The following is a 15004-nucleotide window of genomic DNA, read 5'->3' on the forward strand; positions in this document are numbered from 1 at the left end:
CTGCGGCGCCGAGCCGAGTCGCGCGTACGCTCGCCGCCGTCCCGCCGTCCCGCCGTCCCGCCGTCCCGCCGTCCCGCCGTCCCGCCGTCCCGCCGTCCCGCCGTCCCGCCGTCCCGCCGTCCCGCCGCCGTTCGCGGAAATTGAGCACCGGCCTTCCCGCCGCTTCCACCCGAACGCGAACTCCGAGGTCCGAGCGCACAACTGCTGGTCCAGACGTTTTTGAACACGTTCGATCGACCCTTTCAGTGTCTTGTGAAAGCTTTCACAAGAACGTTGTTTCGGGCCCGCGGGCCCGTACGTTCAAGGCATGGACGCAACCCAGCTCCTCGCTCAAGCCTCCGATGTGGTCGCCGCGGCCGACCCGGCGGGGCTCATGCCCGCGCGCCAGCAGATGGCGCTCTCACTCGGGTGGCACATCATCCTCGCCTGCTTCGGCGTGGCCTTCCCGGCGATCATCTTCGTGATGCACCTGCGCGGGATCCGGGGGAACGACCCGGTCGCGCTCGGCCTCGCCAAGCGCTGGGGCAAGGCCTCGGCCGTGCTCTTCGCCATCGGCGCGGTCTCCGGGACCGTGCTCAGCTTCGAGATGGGCCTCTTGTGGCCCGGCCTCATGGGCACCTACGGCGACGTCCTCGGCCTGCCCTTCGCGTTCGAAGGCCTCGCGTTCTTCCTCGAAGCGATCTTCCTCGGCATCTACCTCTACGGCTGGGGCCGCATGCCCCCCAAGCTCCACCTGCTCATGGTCGTCCCGATGGCGATCACCGGCATCATCGGCACGTACTGCGTGCTCGCGGTCAACGCCTGGATGAACGTCCCCACCGGCTTCGACATCATCAACGGCGAAGTCACCAACATCGAGCCGTGGGCGGTCCTGTTCAACACCCACACCTTCATGCAGTTCGCCCACATGTGGGTCGCCGCCTACATGGTCGCCGGATTCTCGATCGCCGCCGTCTACGCCGTGGGCCTCCTCAAGGGACGCCGCGACCGCCATCACCGCCTCGGCTTCATGGTGCCCTTCGCGTTCGCGACCGTCGCCGCCCTCGCCCAGCCCTTCGTGGGCCACCTCCTCGGCGAGGGCCTGGACGAGCGCCAGCCCGCCAAACTCGCCGCGTTCGAACTCGCCGAAGCCACCGACGAAGGGCCTTCCCCGCTGCGCCTGGGCGGCGTCCTCATCGAAGGAGAGATCAAGGGCGCCATCGAGATCCCCTACCTCGGCTCGATCATCTCGATGGGCTCGCTCGAACCGGTCCCGGGCCTCGACCAGATCCCCGAGGAGGACCACCCTCCCGTCAACATCACCCACCTCGCGTTCCAGACCATGATCGGCCTCGGCCTGCTCCTGATGGCCGCCGTGGTCCTGTACTGGTTCCTGCGCTGGAGGGGCAGAGACCTGCTCGACAACCGCTGGTTCCTGCGCCTCATGGGCGTCTCCGGGGTCCTCGCGATCCTCGCGATGGAGGCCGGGTGGATCGCCACCGAAGTGGGCCGCCAGCCCTGGATCGTCTACGGCGTCATGCGCACCACCGACGCCGCCGCCGACCACTCGGGCGGCCTGTGGGCCGTCTACGGCGGCTCGGTCCTGCTCTACGGTGCGATGAGCGTCGGCGCGATCGTGGTCCTGCGCTCGATGGCCCGCCGCTGGCGCAAGGGCGAGGCCGACCTGCCCAGTCCCTATGGGCCCCAGACGCTCCAGGGCCCGGTCGAGATCCGCGAGTGCGGGGACGAGAAGGACGCCGCCGAGAAGGAGACCGCGCGATGATGACCGTCGAGTTCGCCGTCGCGCTGGCGCTGTTCGCCGGGGTGGTCTGCTACGCCGTGCTCGGCGGGGCCGACTTCGGTTCGGGCTTCTACGATCTGACCGCCGGAGGGGCCCGGAAGGGCGCGCCGTTGCGGACCCTTGTGGACTCCAGCATCGGCCCGGTGTGGGAGGCCAACCACGTGTGGCTCATCTACGTCTTGGTGATGTGGTGGACCGGGTTCCCCGAGTCGTTCGCGGCGGCGATGACGACCCTGTACGCGCCGTTGGTGTTCGCGCTGATCGGGATCGTGCTGCGGGGCGCGAGCTTCGCGTTCCGCAAGTACAGCGCCACGCTGGCGCAGGCGCGGCTGTTCGGGATCGTGTTCGCGACCTCGTCGGTGGTGGCCCCGTTCTTCCTGGGCACGATCGCCGGTGCGCTGGCCTCGGGCCGGGTTCCCGCGGGCGGGTACGGCGACCCGTGGTCGTCGTGGCTCAATCCGACCTCGCTGTTCACCGGCGCGATCTCGGTGGGCACGTGCGCTTTCTTGGCCGGGACGTTCCTGACCGCCGACGCGGCCCGCAGGGGTCAGGCGCGCCTGGCCTCGCAGCTGCGGGCGCGTTCGCTCCTGGTCGGGGCGGTGACCGGCGCGGTGGTCTTCGCGGCGCTGATCCCGATCGAGCACGACGCGCCGACGCTGTGGGAGGGCCTGATGGGCCGGGCCGCGCCGGTCATGGCCCTGTCGGCTCTCGGCGGGGCCGCGACGCTGGTCCTGTTGTGGCGCAGGCGGTTCGGTCCGGCGCGGCTGACGGCGGTGGTCGCGGTCGCGGCGGTGATGGCCGGGTGGGGCCTGGGCCAGTACCCGTGGGTCCTGGTCGACCAGGTCGACATCGCCGAGGCGGCCGGGGCCCCGGCCACGATGCAGGGCCTGCTGGTCGCGGTGGGGATCGCGGCGGTGGTCGTGGGCCCGGCGCTGGGCTACCTCTTCTACCTCACGCAGTCGCCCAAGTGGAACGAGCCGGGTCGCGGCGGCGTCGAAGCCGCGGGCCCGCCGAACGGCGCGGCGCACTGGTCCAGCCGGGTCGCCGATTGACCATTGAGGACGAGCTTTGCTCCGCGGTGGATGACGGAGGGCCGGGTGCGTGTCGCACCCGGCCCTCCGAGCGAGCCCTGGGGTGGGTCTAGCAGTAGCTGTTGAGGTGCGACTGGAGCGCGCTCTTCTCGGCGGAGTCGACGCTCAGGTTGTAGAGCGACTTGACGTGGATCCACGCTTTGACGTAGTCGCAGCGCACGGCGGTGTTGGTCGGCATCCACTCGGCCGGGTCCTTGTCACCCTTGGAGCTGTTGGCCGAGCTCGTGGCGATCCACAGTTGCGGTGAGTTGATGTCGTTGGCGAAGGCCTGGCGCTGCGCGGTGCTCCAGGACCAGGCGCCCGACGCCCACGCTTCCGAAAGGGCCACGACATGGTCGATGGTGGCGTTGGAGACCGTGGTGGTCCACACGTTGTCGAAGTCGGACTGCCAGGACCCGGAGGTCGGCTGGCACCCGTCGGAGGTGACGACGTTGTTGCCGTCGCGCTTGAGCACGTACTGGCGCGCGGTGCAGCCGCCGGAGCCGCTCACGGACCTCCAGTGCGGGAACAGGCTTCGGTCGTAGCTGTCGCCGTGCGATTCGGAGGCCACGGTGAGCCCGTTGAGTTCCGACTGCGCGGTCGAGGTCGAGGGGATGCCGGGGGGCCGGACCGCTTGCGCGGGAGTGGTGTCGACGGCGAGGACGGTGATGATCGCGAGCGCGGCGGCGGCGATGGCGGCCACTGCGCGGCGGGCGGGGAGGGTCCAGGGACGCATGTGCAGCTCCTGAGCAGACTGATGGGAGCCGGGGGTGGCCGGCCGTGGGGGAGTGGCCGCTGAGGATCAGGGTTATCGGCCTTCATCGATGTAAACATGGGATCATCCGTTATGGCAAGGGATGCGGACGATTGTTCACACATACGACATCGGTTGGTTGGCCCTGAATACCCGTTTTATTCAGTCCGCGAGGCGGCCGATGCGGTGAGCGACGGTGGCGGCCACGGCCGCGAGGTCGTCTTCGGTGTGCGGCTCAAGGAGCGAGGCGAGTGCTTCGAGCGAGCCGTGGATCTCCTTGCGGCTCAGGTCTTTCGGGTGCGTGTCCCGCATGCCCGGCGGCGCGGCGGCGTCGGCGTTCTCCACGGTGACGGCACCGAAGGCGGGGAACGGCAGTCCGAGGGTGCGGGCGTGGAGTCGCCACAGGTTGTCGCGCGCGTCGGTGAGTGCTTTGAGCGCGCGCCAAGGATGGTCGCGCAGTGCGTGCCGGGCGGCGTCGCCGATTGCGATCCACGCCAGGAAGGTCCATTCGCGGGCGGTGGCCTCGCCTGCGTCCCACCGCTCGGGGTCGAGCTCGGTGGCGAGCCGGTTCGACTTGTCCACCAACGCGGTCGCCTCGGGCGGAAGCCCGTCGCGCCGCTCCCGGTCGAAGACCACAAGGGAGAGTTGGCGGCCGTCCCGGTACACGACCATGAGGTGGTCGACGCCGCCGAGGTCCTGGACGAGCGTGCCCGCCACAGGCGCGAACGCCTCGGCCGCCTCCCGCGCGGCGGCCAGTCGCCCGGCCGGGTCGTCGACCCCGATCCCGGCGTCCACATCGGAGAGCGCGTCGCCGCCGCCGCGCCCGAGCGACCCGCCGAGCTCGACCCAGTCCACCCAGTCGGTGTCACTCGCCCACTGCCGCAGCGCTTCGGCGATCGCCCACGGGTCGGGTGCGGTGCTCATGCTGGCCTCCCGGTTCGGTGAGCGACCACGTTACCGCTTCTACTGCACGTCGCGCCGGGGCTTGAGCTGGTCCACGAACCACACGTCGACCAGGTCGCCCACGATGGTGCGCACCGGGTCGTCGGCGCTCTCGATGGCCTCGCCGTCGGTGCGCCCGATGACCACGTACATCAGGTAGTGCCCGTAGGTGTTGTAGCCGACCATGGTCGCCGCGCGGCCCAGCTCCTCGGCCGCGCCGTCGGTGCGCAGCGCCGCGAAGCCGCCTTCGAGCCCGGCGTCGATCGCCTCCCGCAGCGCCTCGGCCTCTTCGGCGTCGGCGAGGTTGAGCACGCCCGCCGTGGCGGCGTACTCCCCGTCGGGATTGACCACGGTCGCGCGCACGGTCTGCGTGCAGTCGGCGTCGCCGAGCAGCTCGGCGAGTTCGTCCAGTCCCGCTGCGGCGCAGTCGGTCAGCTCCTCGGCTTCGAGCACCTCGTACGCGCCCGCGGCCCCGGCCGGAGTGAACGAGGCGGCGGCGAACAGCTCCTCGACGGTGATCGGCGCGGCGTCGGTCTCCCTCGCGGCGATTGGGTCCACCACCTCCGGAGCGTCCGAACCCGACTCCACAGGGGACGATGCTTGAGCGTCGCCGGTCTGCTGCGCAGACGGATCGGACTCGCCCTCGCGCAGCACGATGAACGCCCCGGCCGCGCAGGCCGCGGCCACCGCGAGCGCGGAGACCACGGCGAGCGCCACCAGCCACCAGCGGGTGCGGCGGCGGGCGCGCTGGGCGGCGCGGCGGAGCGGACGGGACGCGTGGATGTGCTCCAGGTGCGCCTCCATGTCCTCCTCCGCGCCGCGGTCGATCACGGAAGGCGGCAGTTCCTCGGGGCTGAGCCGGACGGTGGGCGCGCCCGATTGCGCGCGCTCGTCGTACTCCGCCCAGTCGTATCCCGGATCGGTCGGTTCTCGGCGCCCCTGCGTCTGCTGGGGAACGCCGAAGGGAGACGGGCCATGTGCCATAGCTCGCAGCTTAGACCCGCGGCGGGGTGAAACCCGGAAAGGTTCCCTCGGGAGAAGGACCGCGATGAGCGAACTTCATCTTCGCGGGTGAAGACGCGTGCGTCTCTCCGCGCCGGTCCGGCCGCCCCGCCCGGGCGCGACGCGCGACAATGGGGGCGTGTCTGAGCAGCCGGAGCACTATTTCAGCGAGCAGCCCGCCGTGGACGACCGCGAGCGGACCATCGAGTTCACCCTCGACGGCGTCACCCACGAGCTGACGACCTCCACAGGCGTCTTCTCCGGCAGCCGCCTCGACCCCGGCACGAGCGTGCTCCTCAACAAGGTCGTCCCTCCCGACACGCCCGGCACCTTCCTCGACCTGGGCTGCGGCTACGGCCCCATCAGCACCGTCCTGGCCCAGCGCGCCGACGCCGAGGTCTGGGCCGTCGACGTCAACCGCCGCGCCCTCGACCTGACCCGCCGCAACACCGAGAAGGTCCCCGGGACCGTGCACGTCGCCGTCCCCGAGGAGGTCCCCGCCGAGGTCCGCTTCGACGAGATCTGGTCCAACCCGCCCATCAAGATCGGCAAGCCCGCCCTCCACGAACTCCTCGCCACCTGGCTCCCGCGCCTCAGCGACGAGGGCGTGGCCTGGCTCGTCGTCTCCAAGCACCTCGGCGCCGACTCCCTGGCGCGCTGGCTGGCCGAGCGCGGCTGGACCGTCGACAAGCACGCCAGCGCGAACGGCTACCGGGTCCTGCGCGTGGACCGCTCGGAGCAGTAGCGTCGGGGGTCTGGCCTACGATGGGGTGGCTCCCGAGCGACCCCGGAGGACCCCATGCCCCGTGACGAGGCTCCCAGCGGCGCCGTCGACCTGCCCCTGACGCTCACCCAGATCGCTTACGGCGGCAAGGCGACCGTGAACGTGGCCGCGCCGGGCCCCTGCGTCAACTGCGAGGGCTCGGGCCGCGAGGACGGGCAGTGGTGCAACTACTGCGACGGGTCGGGCTCGATGGTCGTCGAACGCGACGTCACGGTGCGGATCAAGCCCGGCCTGGCCGACGGCGACACGGTGATGCTCCCCGCCGAAGGCGCCGACGGCGTGATCGCGATCGTGCGCGAGACCCCGCACCCCGTCTTCACCCGCGACGGCGCCGACCTGCACACGGTGCTCGACGTCGAACCCGAAGTGCTCGAAGACGGCGACATCCTCGACATCGAGACGCTCGGCGGCGAGGCCGAACTCCGCGTCCCGGCGGGCACCGCCGACGGCGCCGAACTGCGCCTGACCGGCGAGGGCATGCCCGGCCCCGACGGCCGCGGCGACCTCATCGTCGAACTGCGCGAACTGGCCGCCCCGCCGCCCGAGGAGGTCCGCGAGGCGCGGCGCATCGGCTCGGGCCGGGCGATCGCGGGCGCGGCGGCCGTACTGGCCGGGCTCATCACGATGCTGGTCGCGATCGGGATGCGGGCGAACACCGAGATCTGCACGCCCAGTGAGGAAGTGCGGTGCGTCGTGGTCGTCAACGGGGTCGCCAGGGGCGAGGCCACCCCCGGAGAGCAACGCGACAGGGCCGACCTCACGATGTTCCTCGTCCTGGTTCCGGGCGCGGTGGTCTTCGGCTTCGGAATGCATTCGCTCGCAACGGGTCTGAGGCGCATGGGCGAACACCGGGCCGAGGCGGGCCAGCGGCGCGCGCCCTGACCGAAGTGTCCGGATGCTGACACCGACTTGTCACGGAACGCCGCGATGACGTAACGTGGCCGCCAGAAACGAATACGCCCACGGGAGTCCGATGCATCGGGCTGAGAGGGGACTTGGTAGTCCCGACCGTCGAACCTGATCCAGATCATGCTGGCGCAGGGAGAAGGAGCCATGCACGCATTCAGTCTGCCTCGACTTCACGTCATCACCGACACCCGCCGCCCCAGCGGCTTCGGTACCTCCCAGTCGGGGCGCGACCCCCACCCAGAAGCTCTCCCCGGCCCTGCCGCACTCACGGAAGCGACATTCGACCGGACGGTCGACTCGCGCGGCGGCGACCCGGCCGCTTCCCTTGGCCGCGAACCGATCACGGGAACGCCTCCCGGCCGCGACCCGTCGACCGCCGCCTCGACCGGCCGAGCCCCGCTCGCGGCAACGTCGCCCGCATCGCCGGTCGCCGCCCCTCGCCGCGACCCCCTCGTGGTCGCCGAGGCCGCGCTGGCGGCGGGGGCCCGGCTGATCCAGGTCCGCCCCGAGGACCATTACGACGACCGCGAGGCCCACGACCTCGCCGCCGAACTCATGGCGCTCTGCGAGCGGTACGGCGCGACCTGCCTGGTCAACGACCGCGTCCACGTCGCCCAAGCCGTCGGCGCGCACGGCGTCCACCTCGGCGCCCGAGACCTCCCGATCGACGCCGCCCGCCGCATCCTCGCGCCCGGCGCGATCATCGGCGGCACCTGCCGCGAACCGGAGGCGGCCCGAGCCGCCCGCCGAGCCGGAGCCACCTATCTCGGCGTCGGCCCGGTCTGGGCCACCACCACGAAAACCGGCCTCCCCGCACCGATCGGCCTCGAAGGCCTCGCCGCGGTCTGCGCCGCGGTCGACCTCCCGGTGATCGCGATCGGCGGCATCACCGCATCCCGAGCAGCCGAATGCCGCGCGGCCGGGGCCCACGGCGTAGCGGTGGTCGGAGCGATAGCGGCCGCCGAGGACCCAGCAGCCGCAACGGCCGAACTCCTCGCGGCACTGGACGAAACCCCGAAGTTCCGCACCGGTCCCCGCCGCACTGTCACGCGCACCCCGGCCCGCCCCAACCCGGCCGCGCCGAACCCCGCGCAATCGCCTGCACCTCAGGCCGACACTGAACCCAGCAACCCGACTTCGACCCCGACCACGCTCCGGCGCGAATCGACCGCCGCCGCCGCCGCCGCCGTCACCACCGACCGCGCAGCACTCGATCGGCCCACCGATCCCTCCCACACGCAACCGCTTGCGCCCCAAGGCGACACCGATCCCGGCGACGCAGCGTCGGCCCCGACCGCGCTCCGGTGCGAATCGACCGCCGCCGCCGTCACCACCGACCGCGCAGCACTCGATCGGCCCACCGAGCCCTCCCACACGCAACCGCTTGCGCCCCAAGGCGACACCGATCCCGGCGACGCAGCGTCGGCCTCGACCGCGCTCCGGCCCGAATCCACCACCGAGACCGGCGCTGAATCCGCAACGCTCGACCGCCCCGCTGCATCGCACCCACCGCAACCGCCCGCCGCACCGACCGACGCCGCCATCGGCCACCGACATGCGGGTGAGGGCCGATGACCCGCGTCGCCGTCATCGGGGCCGGGTCCATCGGGCTCGCCATCGCGTGGCGAGCCGCCCACGCCGGGGCCGCGGTCGTCGTGCACGACCCCGCGCCCGGCTCAGGCGCGTCGCGCGTCGCCGCGGGCATGATCGCTCCCGCCACCGAGACCCACTACGGCGAACAGGCGCTGGCCCCGCTCATGGCCGCCTCCGCCGACGCCTGGCCCGCGTTCGCCGCCGACCTCGAACAGGCCACCGGCCTCGACGTCGGCTTCTGCGACGTGCCCACCCTCGTCGTCGGCCTCGACGACGCCGACCGCGCCGAAGTCGAGCACCAAGCCGACCTCTACCGCGCCACAGACCGCACCGTCGACACCCTCACCCCAAGGGCCGCAAGACAAACCGAACCGCTGCTCAGCCATCGCGTCCGCGGCGGCCTCCTCGCCCCCGGCGACCGCGCCGTCGATCCTCGGGTCGTCCACAAAGCACTGATCATCGCCGCCGAGCATGCGGGCGTTCAGTTCCACACCGCCCCCGTCACCGACACCACCGCGCTCGACGCCGACCAGACCGTCATCGCCGGCGGTTGCGGTTCCGCCGCACTCGAACCCTGGCGCCTGTCGGTCCGGCCCGTGCGCGGCGTCGTCCTCCGCCTCCGGGCCGAAGGCCAAGCCGTACCCCGAACCACCGTGCGCGGCTTCGTGAAAGGCCACCCGATCTACATCGTCACCCGATCCGACGGCGAGATCGTCATCGGCGCGACCAGCGACGAACGCGGCTTCGACACCCGAACCGCCACTGCCGGAGCCGTCCACGACCTCCTGCGCCACGCCATCGAACTCGTCCCCGAGATCGCCGAATACCACCTCGACGAAGTCAGCGTCGGCTTCCGCCCCGCCACCCCCGACAACCTGCCCCTCCTCGGCCGCCTCGATGCGCGCACCATCGCCGCGACCGGCCACTACCGCAACGGCATCGCCCTCATCCCCGCCACCGCCACCGCCGTGGCGGCCCTCATCGCAGGCGAGGACCCGGACGCCCTGCGCCCGTTCGACCCCCACCGCTTCACCCCCGGCCGCACCGTCAAGGAGTCGCACCAGTGAACATCCACCTCAACGGCCGCCCCGGCGACGCCGCGACCGTCGCCGAAGCCGTCGCCGCCGTGACCGAAGCGCCCCGCGGCATCGCCGTCGCCCTCAACGGCGAAGTCGTCCCACGATCCGAATGGGACCGTCCACTTCAGGACGGCGACACCGTCGAAGTCCTCACCGCCACACAAGGAGGCTGACATGCACCACACCGACGGGCTCCGCATCGCCGACAAGACCTTCACCTCCCGGCTCATCCTCGGCACCGGCGGCGCCGCCAACCACGTCCAACTCGCCGACGCCATCACCGCCTCCGGCACCGAACTGGTCACCGTCGCCCTGCGCCGCGTCAACCCCGACGCCCCCTCCCTGCTCGACGTGATCGACAAATGCGGCGTCGACCTCCTGCCCAACACCGCCGGATGCTTCACCGCCGAACAAGCCGTCCGCACCGCCAAACTCGCCCGCGAGGCCTTCGGCACCGACTGGATCAAACTCGAAGTCATCGGCGACGAGGACACCCTCCTCCCCGACCCCGTCGAACTCCTCGACGCCGCCGAAACCCTTGTGGCCGAAGGGTTCACCGTCCTCCCGTACACCAGCGACGACCCGGTGCTGGCCCGCCGCCTCGAAGACGCCGGCTGCGCCGCCGTGATGCCCCTCGCCGCGCCCATCGGCACCGGCCTCGGCGTGCGCAACCCGCACAACCTCGCGCTGATCTGCGACAACGCCACCGTCCCGGTCATCTGCGACGCGGGCATCGGCACCGCCTCCGACGCCGCGCTCGCGATGGAACTGGGCTGCTCGGCGGTCCTCCTCGCCACCGCCGTCACCCGCGCCGCCGACCCGGCCCTCATGGCCGCAGCGATGCGCGACGCGGTCACCGCCGGCCGCGCCGCCCGCCTCGCCGGACGCATCCCCAAGCGCCACTTGGCCAAAGCCTCCTCCAGCTTCGAAGGGATGGCCGACCTGTGAACCGCACCCAACCACCCGTGGCCCTCACCATCGCCGGCTCCGACTCCGGCGGCGGCGCGGGCATCCAAGCCGACCTCCACACGTTCGCCGCCCACGGCGTCCACGGCACCAGCGCGCTGACGGCGATCACCGCCCAGAACACCCGCGGCGTCACCGCCGCCGAAGCGGTGAGCACGGATCTGCTGCGGGCCCAACTCGACGCCGTGCTCACCGACTTCCCGGTGGCCGCCGTCAAGACCGGGATGCTCGGCGGCGGCGACCTCCTCGCGGTCGTGGCCGAATACGGCCGCGCCGACCGCCTCCCGAACCTCGTGGTCGACCCGGTCATGGTCACCACCACCGGCGACACGCTGTTCGCGGGCGACCCGACCGCGTACCTCGCCGAACTCGGCCCACTCGCGACCGTGCTGACCCCCAACCTGATCGAGGCGCAACTGCTCCTCGGCCAACCGATCGCCACCACCGACGACATGCGCGACGCCGCCCGCGCGCTGGCCACGTACGGGCCGCGAGCGGTGCTCGTCAAGGGCGGGCACCTCGACGGCGAGGCTTCGATCGACGTGCTGTGGTGCGACGGCCAGATGCTCGACCTCGCCGCTCCTCGGGTGGCGACGCGGAACGACCACGGCACCGGCTGCACCCTCGCGGCGGCGATCGCCGCGCGCATCGCGCTCGAACACCCGCTGCCCCAAGCGATCGCGGGCGCGAAGGCGTATGTGACCGACGCGCTCAAAGCGGCGGCGAAGAGGCACCTCGGCACCGGCCCGGGGCCGGTCCATCACCATCACGGCCAGAAGAGCACCGCGCTATTAACGCGGCCGGGGCTCGCGTTCTTGTTTTCGGGCACGCCGAAGGCCCGGCGGAACGCGAATCGTGGGCCCCCGGTTTTAAACCCTGACAGATGGATACGACATTTCACCGATCGAACGCGTGGTGAGCGCTGGTCGCGTTTCGGTTGGGGGCGAGCGAAATCGCGTGTGAGCGTGGGTCGTGTTTTCGTTTTCGGGCACCACGAGTAGTGCTTCGCGGTGCGAGCGATGGGCCCCCGGTTTCAACCCTGACTTGTAGGTACGACAGTTTTCGCGCCATGCGAGCTGTTGTGTGACTGGAATCATTTAGGAGAGAGCATGAACGCCAGGAGCAAGGTGTACGTCGAAGGATCGCGGGCCGATATTCGGGTGCCGTTCACTCAGGTCGAGTTGAGCGGGGGGGAGGAACCGGTTCGGCTTTATGACACCTCCGGGCCCGGGTCGGAGCCCGAGGTTGGGTTGCCCGCTCTCAGGAGTGCATGGATCGCCGAGCGGGGGACTGAGGGGGCTCGCAATACGCAGCTTCACTACGCCCGGCAGGGGATCATCACTCCCGAGATGGAGTTCGTCGCCATTCGCGAAGGGCTCGCGGCCGAGTTCGTGCGCGATGAGATCGCGGCCGGGCGGGCGATCCTTCCGGTGAACGTCAACCATCCCGAGTCCGAGCCGATGGTCATCGGCAAGAACTTCCTCACCAAGATCAACGCGAACATCGGGACCTCCGCCGTCTCCGACTCCATCGCCGCCGAGGTCGAGAAGCTCACTTGGGCCGTCAAGTGGGGCGCCGACACGGTCATGGACCTCTCCACCGGCAAGCACATCCACGAGACCCGCGAGCACATCGTGCGCAACTCCCCGGTCCCCATCGGCACCGTGCCGCTCTACCAGGCCCTCGAGAAGGTCAACGGCGACCCGGTCGCCCTCACCTGGGAGGTCTACCGCGACACCATCATCGAGCAGGCCGAGCAGGGCGTCGACTACATGACCGTCCACGCTGGGGTCCTCCTGCGCTACGTCCCCCTCGCCGCGCAGCGCGTGACCGGGATCGTCTCGCGCGGCGGGTCGATCATGGCCGCGTGGTGCCTCGCCCACCACCAGGAGAGCTTCCTCTACACGCACTTCCGCGAGCTGTGCGAGATCTTCGCCAAGTACGACATCGCCTTCTCCCTCGGCGACGGCCTGCGCCCCGGCTCGATCGCCGACGCCAACGACGAGGCCCAGTTCGCCGAGCTCCGCACCCTCGGCGAGCTCACCCACATCGCCTGGGAGTACGACGTCCAGGTCATGATCGAGGGCCCCGGCCACGTGCCCATGCACAAGATCAAGGAGAACGTCGACCTCCAGCAGGAGATCTGCGGCGAGGCCCCGTTCTACACCCTCGGCCCGCTCACCACCGACGTCGCGCCCGCCTACGACCACATCACCTCCGCCATCGGCGCGGCCATGATCGGCTGGTTCGGCACCGCGATGCTCTGCTACGTGACTCCCAAGGAGCACCTGGGCCTTCCCAACCGCGAGGACGTCAAGGAAGGCGTCATCGCCTACAAGATCGCCGCCCACGCCGCCGACCTCGCCAAAGGCCACCCCGGCGCCCAGGCCTGGGACGACGCGCTCTCCAAGGCCCGCTTCGAGTTCCGCTGGCAGGACCAGTTCAACCTCGCCCTCGACCCCGACCGCGCCCGCGAGTACCACGACGAGACCCTCCCGGCCGAACCGGCCAAGACCGCCCACTTCTGCTCGATGTGCGGCCCGAAGTTCTGCTCGATGAAGATCAGCCAGGAGTTGAAGGAGTACGCAGAGCAGGGCAAATTGACGACTCGCGAGTTCGTCGAGAAGGGCATGGCCGACAAGAGCGACGAGTTCGCGGCGTCCGGGGGCCGGGTGTACCTCCCGGTTGTCGACACGAAGTAGCTCGTACGTCGTACGGTGAATGGGATATTACGTACGTTGTACACCGTAATCCGTACAGTGTGCGCCGTACGGAGTTTATGGGCCTCGGCTTTGAAATCCTATAGGATATATGCTATAGGATTAGCGGGTGAGAGGCCTGTAGTCGAGGTCACGGCGGCCGCCTCCAAGGTGGCCGCCGTGACCGCGTAGACTCGACAGCTGTTGTTCGAGCACCTCCCAGAGAGGCGCTGTCCAACGAATCCCGAACCCGCCGCCTCGCGGCGGGCGCGCGCCGGACACCGGCCGTGAGGATTCAGGCGGTCCCGCGATCATCTGCGGGATTCGTTCCACACCGACAACGAAAGCTAGGTAACACTGTGCCGACGTACAGCCCGAAGCCGGGCGACATCGAACCGCAGTGGCTCGTGATCGACGCGACCGACGTGGTGTTGGGTCGTCTCGCGACGCACGCAGCCGATCTGCTCCGGGGCAAGCACAAGCCCACCTTCGCGCCGAACACGGACGGCGGCGACTACGTCATCGTCGTGAACGCCGAGAAGGTCGTGCTCACCCGGAACAAGCTCCAGACCAAGAAGGCCTACCGCCACTCCGGCTTCCCCGGCGGTCTCAAGGAGAAGTCCTACGCCGAGTTCATGCAGAAGGCCCCCCACAAGGTGGTCGAGAAGGCCGTCGTCGGCATGCTGCCGAAGAACAAGCTCGGCCGCGCCGTGTCCAAGAAGCTGAAGGTCTACGCGGGTCCCGGCCACCCGCACGCCGCCCAGCAGCCGAAGCCGTACGAGATCAAGAAGATCGCGCAGTAGGCGCGGGCGGAAGGAACATTCACATGAGTGACGAGATCCAGGCCAACGAGGCCGCCGAAACCCCCGTCGAGGCCGTCGAGGTCGAGGTCGAAGCGACCCCCGCCGAGACCGTCGAAGCCGTCGAGGTCCCTGTCGAGATCCCCGCCGACGTCGCCGCCGCGCCGTCCGTGCCCAGCATCCCCGTGGTGCCGCTCGACCGCCCGATCCAGACCGTGGGCCGCCGCAAGCGGGCCATCGCCCGCGTCCGCCTGGTCCCGGGCACCGGCAAGTACGTCGTCAACGGCAAGACCCTCGAGGACTACTTCCCGAGCAAGGTCCACCAGCAGACCGTGGCCGAGCCCTTCGTGACCGTCGAGGCCGGCGAGAACTTCGACGTCCTGGTCAACATCCACGGCGGCGGCGCCACCGGCCAGGCCGGCGCGCTCCGCCTCGGCATCGCCCGCGCCCTGGTCGAGATCGACCCGAACACCCGCCCGGCCCTCAAGGCCGCCGGATTCCTGACCCGCGACTCGCGCGAGAAGGAAAGCAAGAAGTACGGTCTGAAGAAGGCCCGCAAGGCGCCGCAGTACTCGAAGCGCTAGCACGCCTTCCCCCTCACCGGGGGAACGCGCTAGTCTGCACAG

14 protein-coding genes, 1 pseudogene and 1 riboswitch are annotated in these 15004 nt (G+C 70.5%); of the genes and pseudogenes, 12 read left to right on the forward strand and 3 right to left on the reverse strand.

The window, feature by feature from the left end; genetic code table 11:
* The first annotated feature begins 307 nt into the window (after positions 1 to 307).
* A complete protein-coding gene (locus AB0B28_RS09000; protein ID WP_360118813.1) occupies positions 308 to 1762 on the forward strand; it encodes a cytochrome ubiquinol oxidase subunit I in 1455 nt (484 codons plus the stop codon).
* Positions 1762 to 2832, forward strand: coding sequence for a cytochrome d ubiquinol oxidase subunit II (locus AB0B28_RS09005; protein WP_360118815.1), 1071 nt, complete (start codon positions 1762 to 1764; stop codon positions 2830 to 2832). The genes AB0B28_RS09000 and AB0B28_RS09005 overlap by 1 nt, the downstream gene beginning before the upstream one ends.
* Positions 2833 to 2920: 88 nt before the next feature.
* Here the strand turns inward: AB0B28_RS09005 and AB0B28_RS09010 are convergent, their stop codons facing one another.
* The 3 genes from AB0B28_RS09010 to AB0B28_RS09020 all read right to left on the reverse strand — a co-directional run bounded on the left by AB0B28_RS09010 (position 2921) and on the right by AB0B28_RS09020 (position 5530).
* A complete protein-coding gene (locus AB0B28_RS09010) occupies positions 2921 to 3586 on the reverse strand; it encodes an HNH endonuclease family protein (RefSeq protein ID WP_360118817.1) in 666 nt (221 codons plus the stop codon).
* A gap of 180 nt (positions 3587 to 3766) precedes the next feature.
* Positions 3767 to 4528, reverse strand: a complete 762-nt coding sequence (locus tag AB0B28_RS09015; protein ID WP_360118819.1) for a hypothetical protein — start codon at positions 4526 to 4528, stop codon at positions 3767 to 3769.
* Between the two features lie 39 nt (positions 4529 to 4567).
* Positions 4568 to 5530, reverse strand: a complete 963-nt coding sequence (locus AB0B28_RS09020; protein ID WP_360118821.1) for a hypothetical protein — start codon at positions 5528 to 5530, stop codon at positions 4568 to 4570.
* Positions 5531 to 5687: 157 nt separating this feature from the next.
* Here AB0B28_RS09020 and AB0B28_RS09025 point away from each other — a divergent pair, with 157 nt between their 5' ends.
* From AB0B28_RS09025 to rpsI, 10 genes and pseudogenes are all read left to right on the forward strand, one after another.
* A complete protein-coding gene (locus AB0B28_RS09025) occupies positions 5688 to 6293 on the forward strand; it encodes a methyltransferase (RefSeq protein ID WP_360118823.1) in 606 nt (201 codons plus the stop codon).
* Positions 6294 to 6347: 54 nt separating this feature from the next.
* Positions 6348 to 7214, forward strand: a complete 867-nt coding sequence (locus AB0B28_RS09030) for a DnaJ C-terminal domain-containing protein (RefSeq protein ID WP_360118825.1) — start codon at positions 6348 to 6350, stop codon at positions 7212 to 7214.
* Positions 7215 to 7284: 70 nt separating this feature from the next.
* Positions 7285 to 7395: riboswitch (TPP riboswitch) on the forward strand.
* 299 nt (positions 7396 to 7694) lie between these two features.
* Positions 7695 to 8246, forward strand: a pseudogene (thiE, locus tag AB0B28_RS09035) (thiamine phosphate synthase); the annotation flags it as partial.
* 566 nt (positions 8247 to 8812) lie between these two features.
* Positions 8813 to 9901: a glycine oxidase ThiO gene (gene thiO, locus AB0B28_RS09040; protein WP_360118827.1), complete on the forward strand. Its 1089-nt coding sequence runs from the start codon at positions 8813 to 8815 to the stop codon at positions 9899 to 9901.
* Complete coding sequence (gene thiS / locus AB0B28_RS09045; RefSeq protein WP_360118829.1) at positions 9898 to 10086, forward strand: sulfur carrier protein ThiS; 189 nt, start codon at positions 9898 to 9900, stop codon at positions 10084 to 10086. Before thiO ends, thiS begins: the two co-directional genes overlap by 4 nt.
* Position 10087: 1 nt before the next feature.
* The gene (locus tag AB0B28_RS09050) at positions 10088 to 10861 is read left to right on the forward strand and encodes a thiazole synthase (RefSeq protein WP_360118831.1); all 774 of its coding nucleotides are present in this window, start codon (positions 10088 to 10090) and stop codon (positions 10859 to 10861) included.
* Complete coding sequence (gene thiD, locus AB0B28_RS09055; protein ID WP_360118833.1) at positions 10858 to 11880, forward strand: bifunctional hydroxymethylpyrimidine kinase/phosphomethylpyrimidine kinase; 1023 nt, start codon at positions 10858 to 10860, stop codon at positions 11878 to 11880. The genes AB0B28_RS09050 and thiD overlap by 4 nt, the downstream gene beginning before the upstream one ends.
* A gap of 108 nt (positions 11881 to 11988) precedes the next feature.
* A complete protein-coding gene (gene thiC / locus AB0B28_RS09060; RefSeq protein ID WP_360118835.1) occupies positions 11989 to 13581 on the forward strand; it encodes a phosphomethylpyrimidine synthase ThiC in 1593 nt (530 codons plus the stop codon).
* Between the two features lie 356 nt (positions 13582 to 13937).
* Positions 13938 to 14381 carry a 50S ribosomal protein L13 gene (gene rplM / locus AB0B28_RS09065; RefSeq protein WP_360118837.1) on the forward strand — a complete coding sequence of 148 codons (444 nt, stop codon included), beginning with the start codon at positions 13938 to 13940 and terminating at the stop codon, positions 14379 to 14381.
* Positions 14382 to 14404: 23 nt separating this feature from the next.
* On the forward strand, positions 14405 to 14962 hold the full coding sequence (gene rpsI, locus AB0B28_RS09070) for a 30S ribosomal protein S9 (protein WP_360118839.1): 558 nt from the start codon (positions 14405 to 14407) through the stop codon (positions 14960 to 14962).
* Positions 14963 to 15004 lie beyond the last annotated feature (42 nt).

The sequence above is a fragment of the Glycomyces sp. NPDC046736 genome, from assembly GCF_040645615.1.
Classification (GTDB): Bacteria; Actinomycetota; Actinomycetes; order Mycobacteriales; family Micromonosporaceae; genus Glycomyces.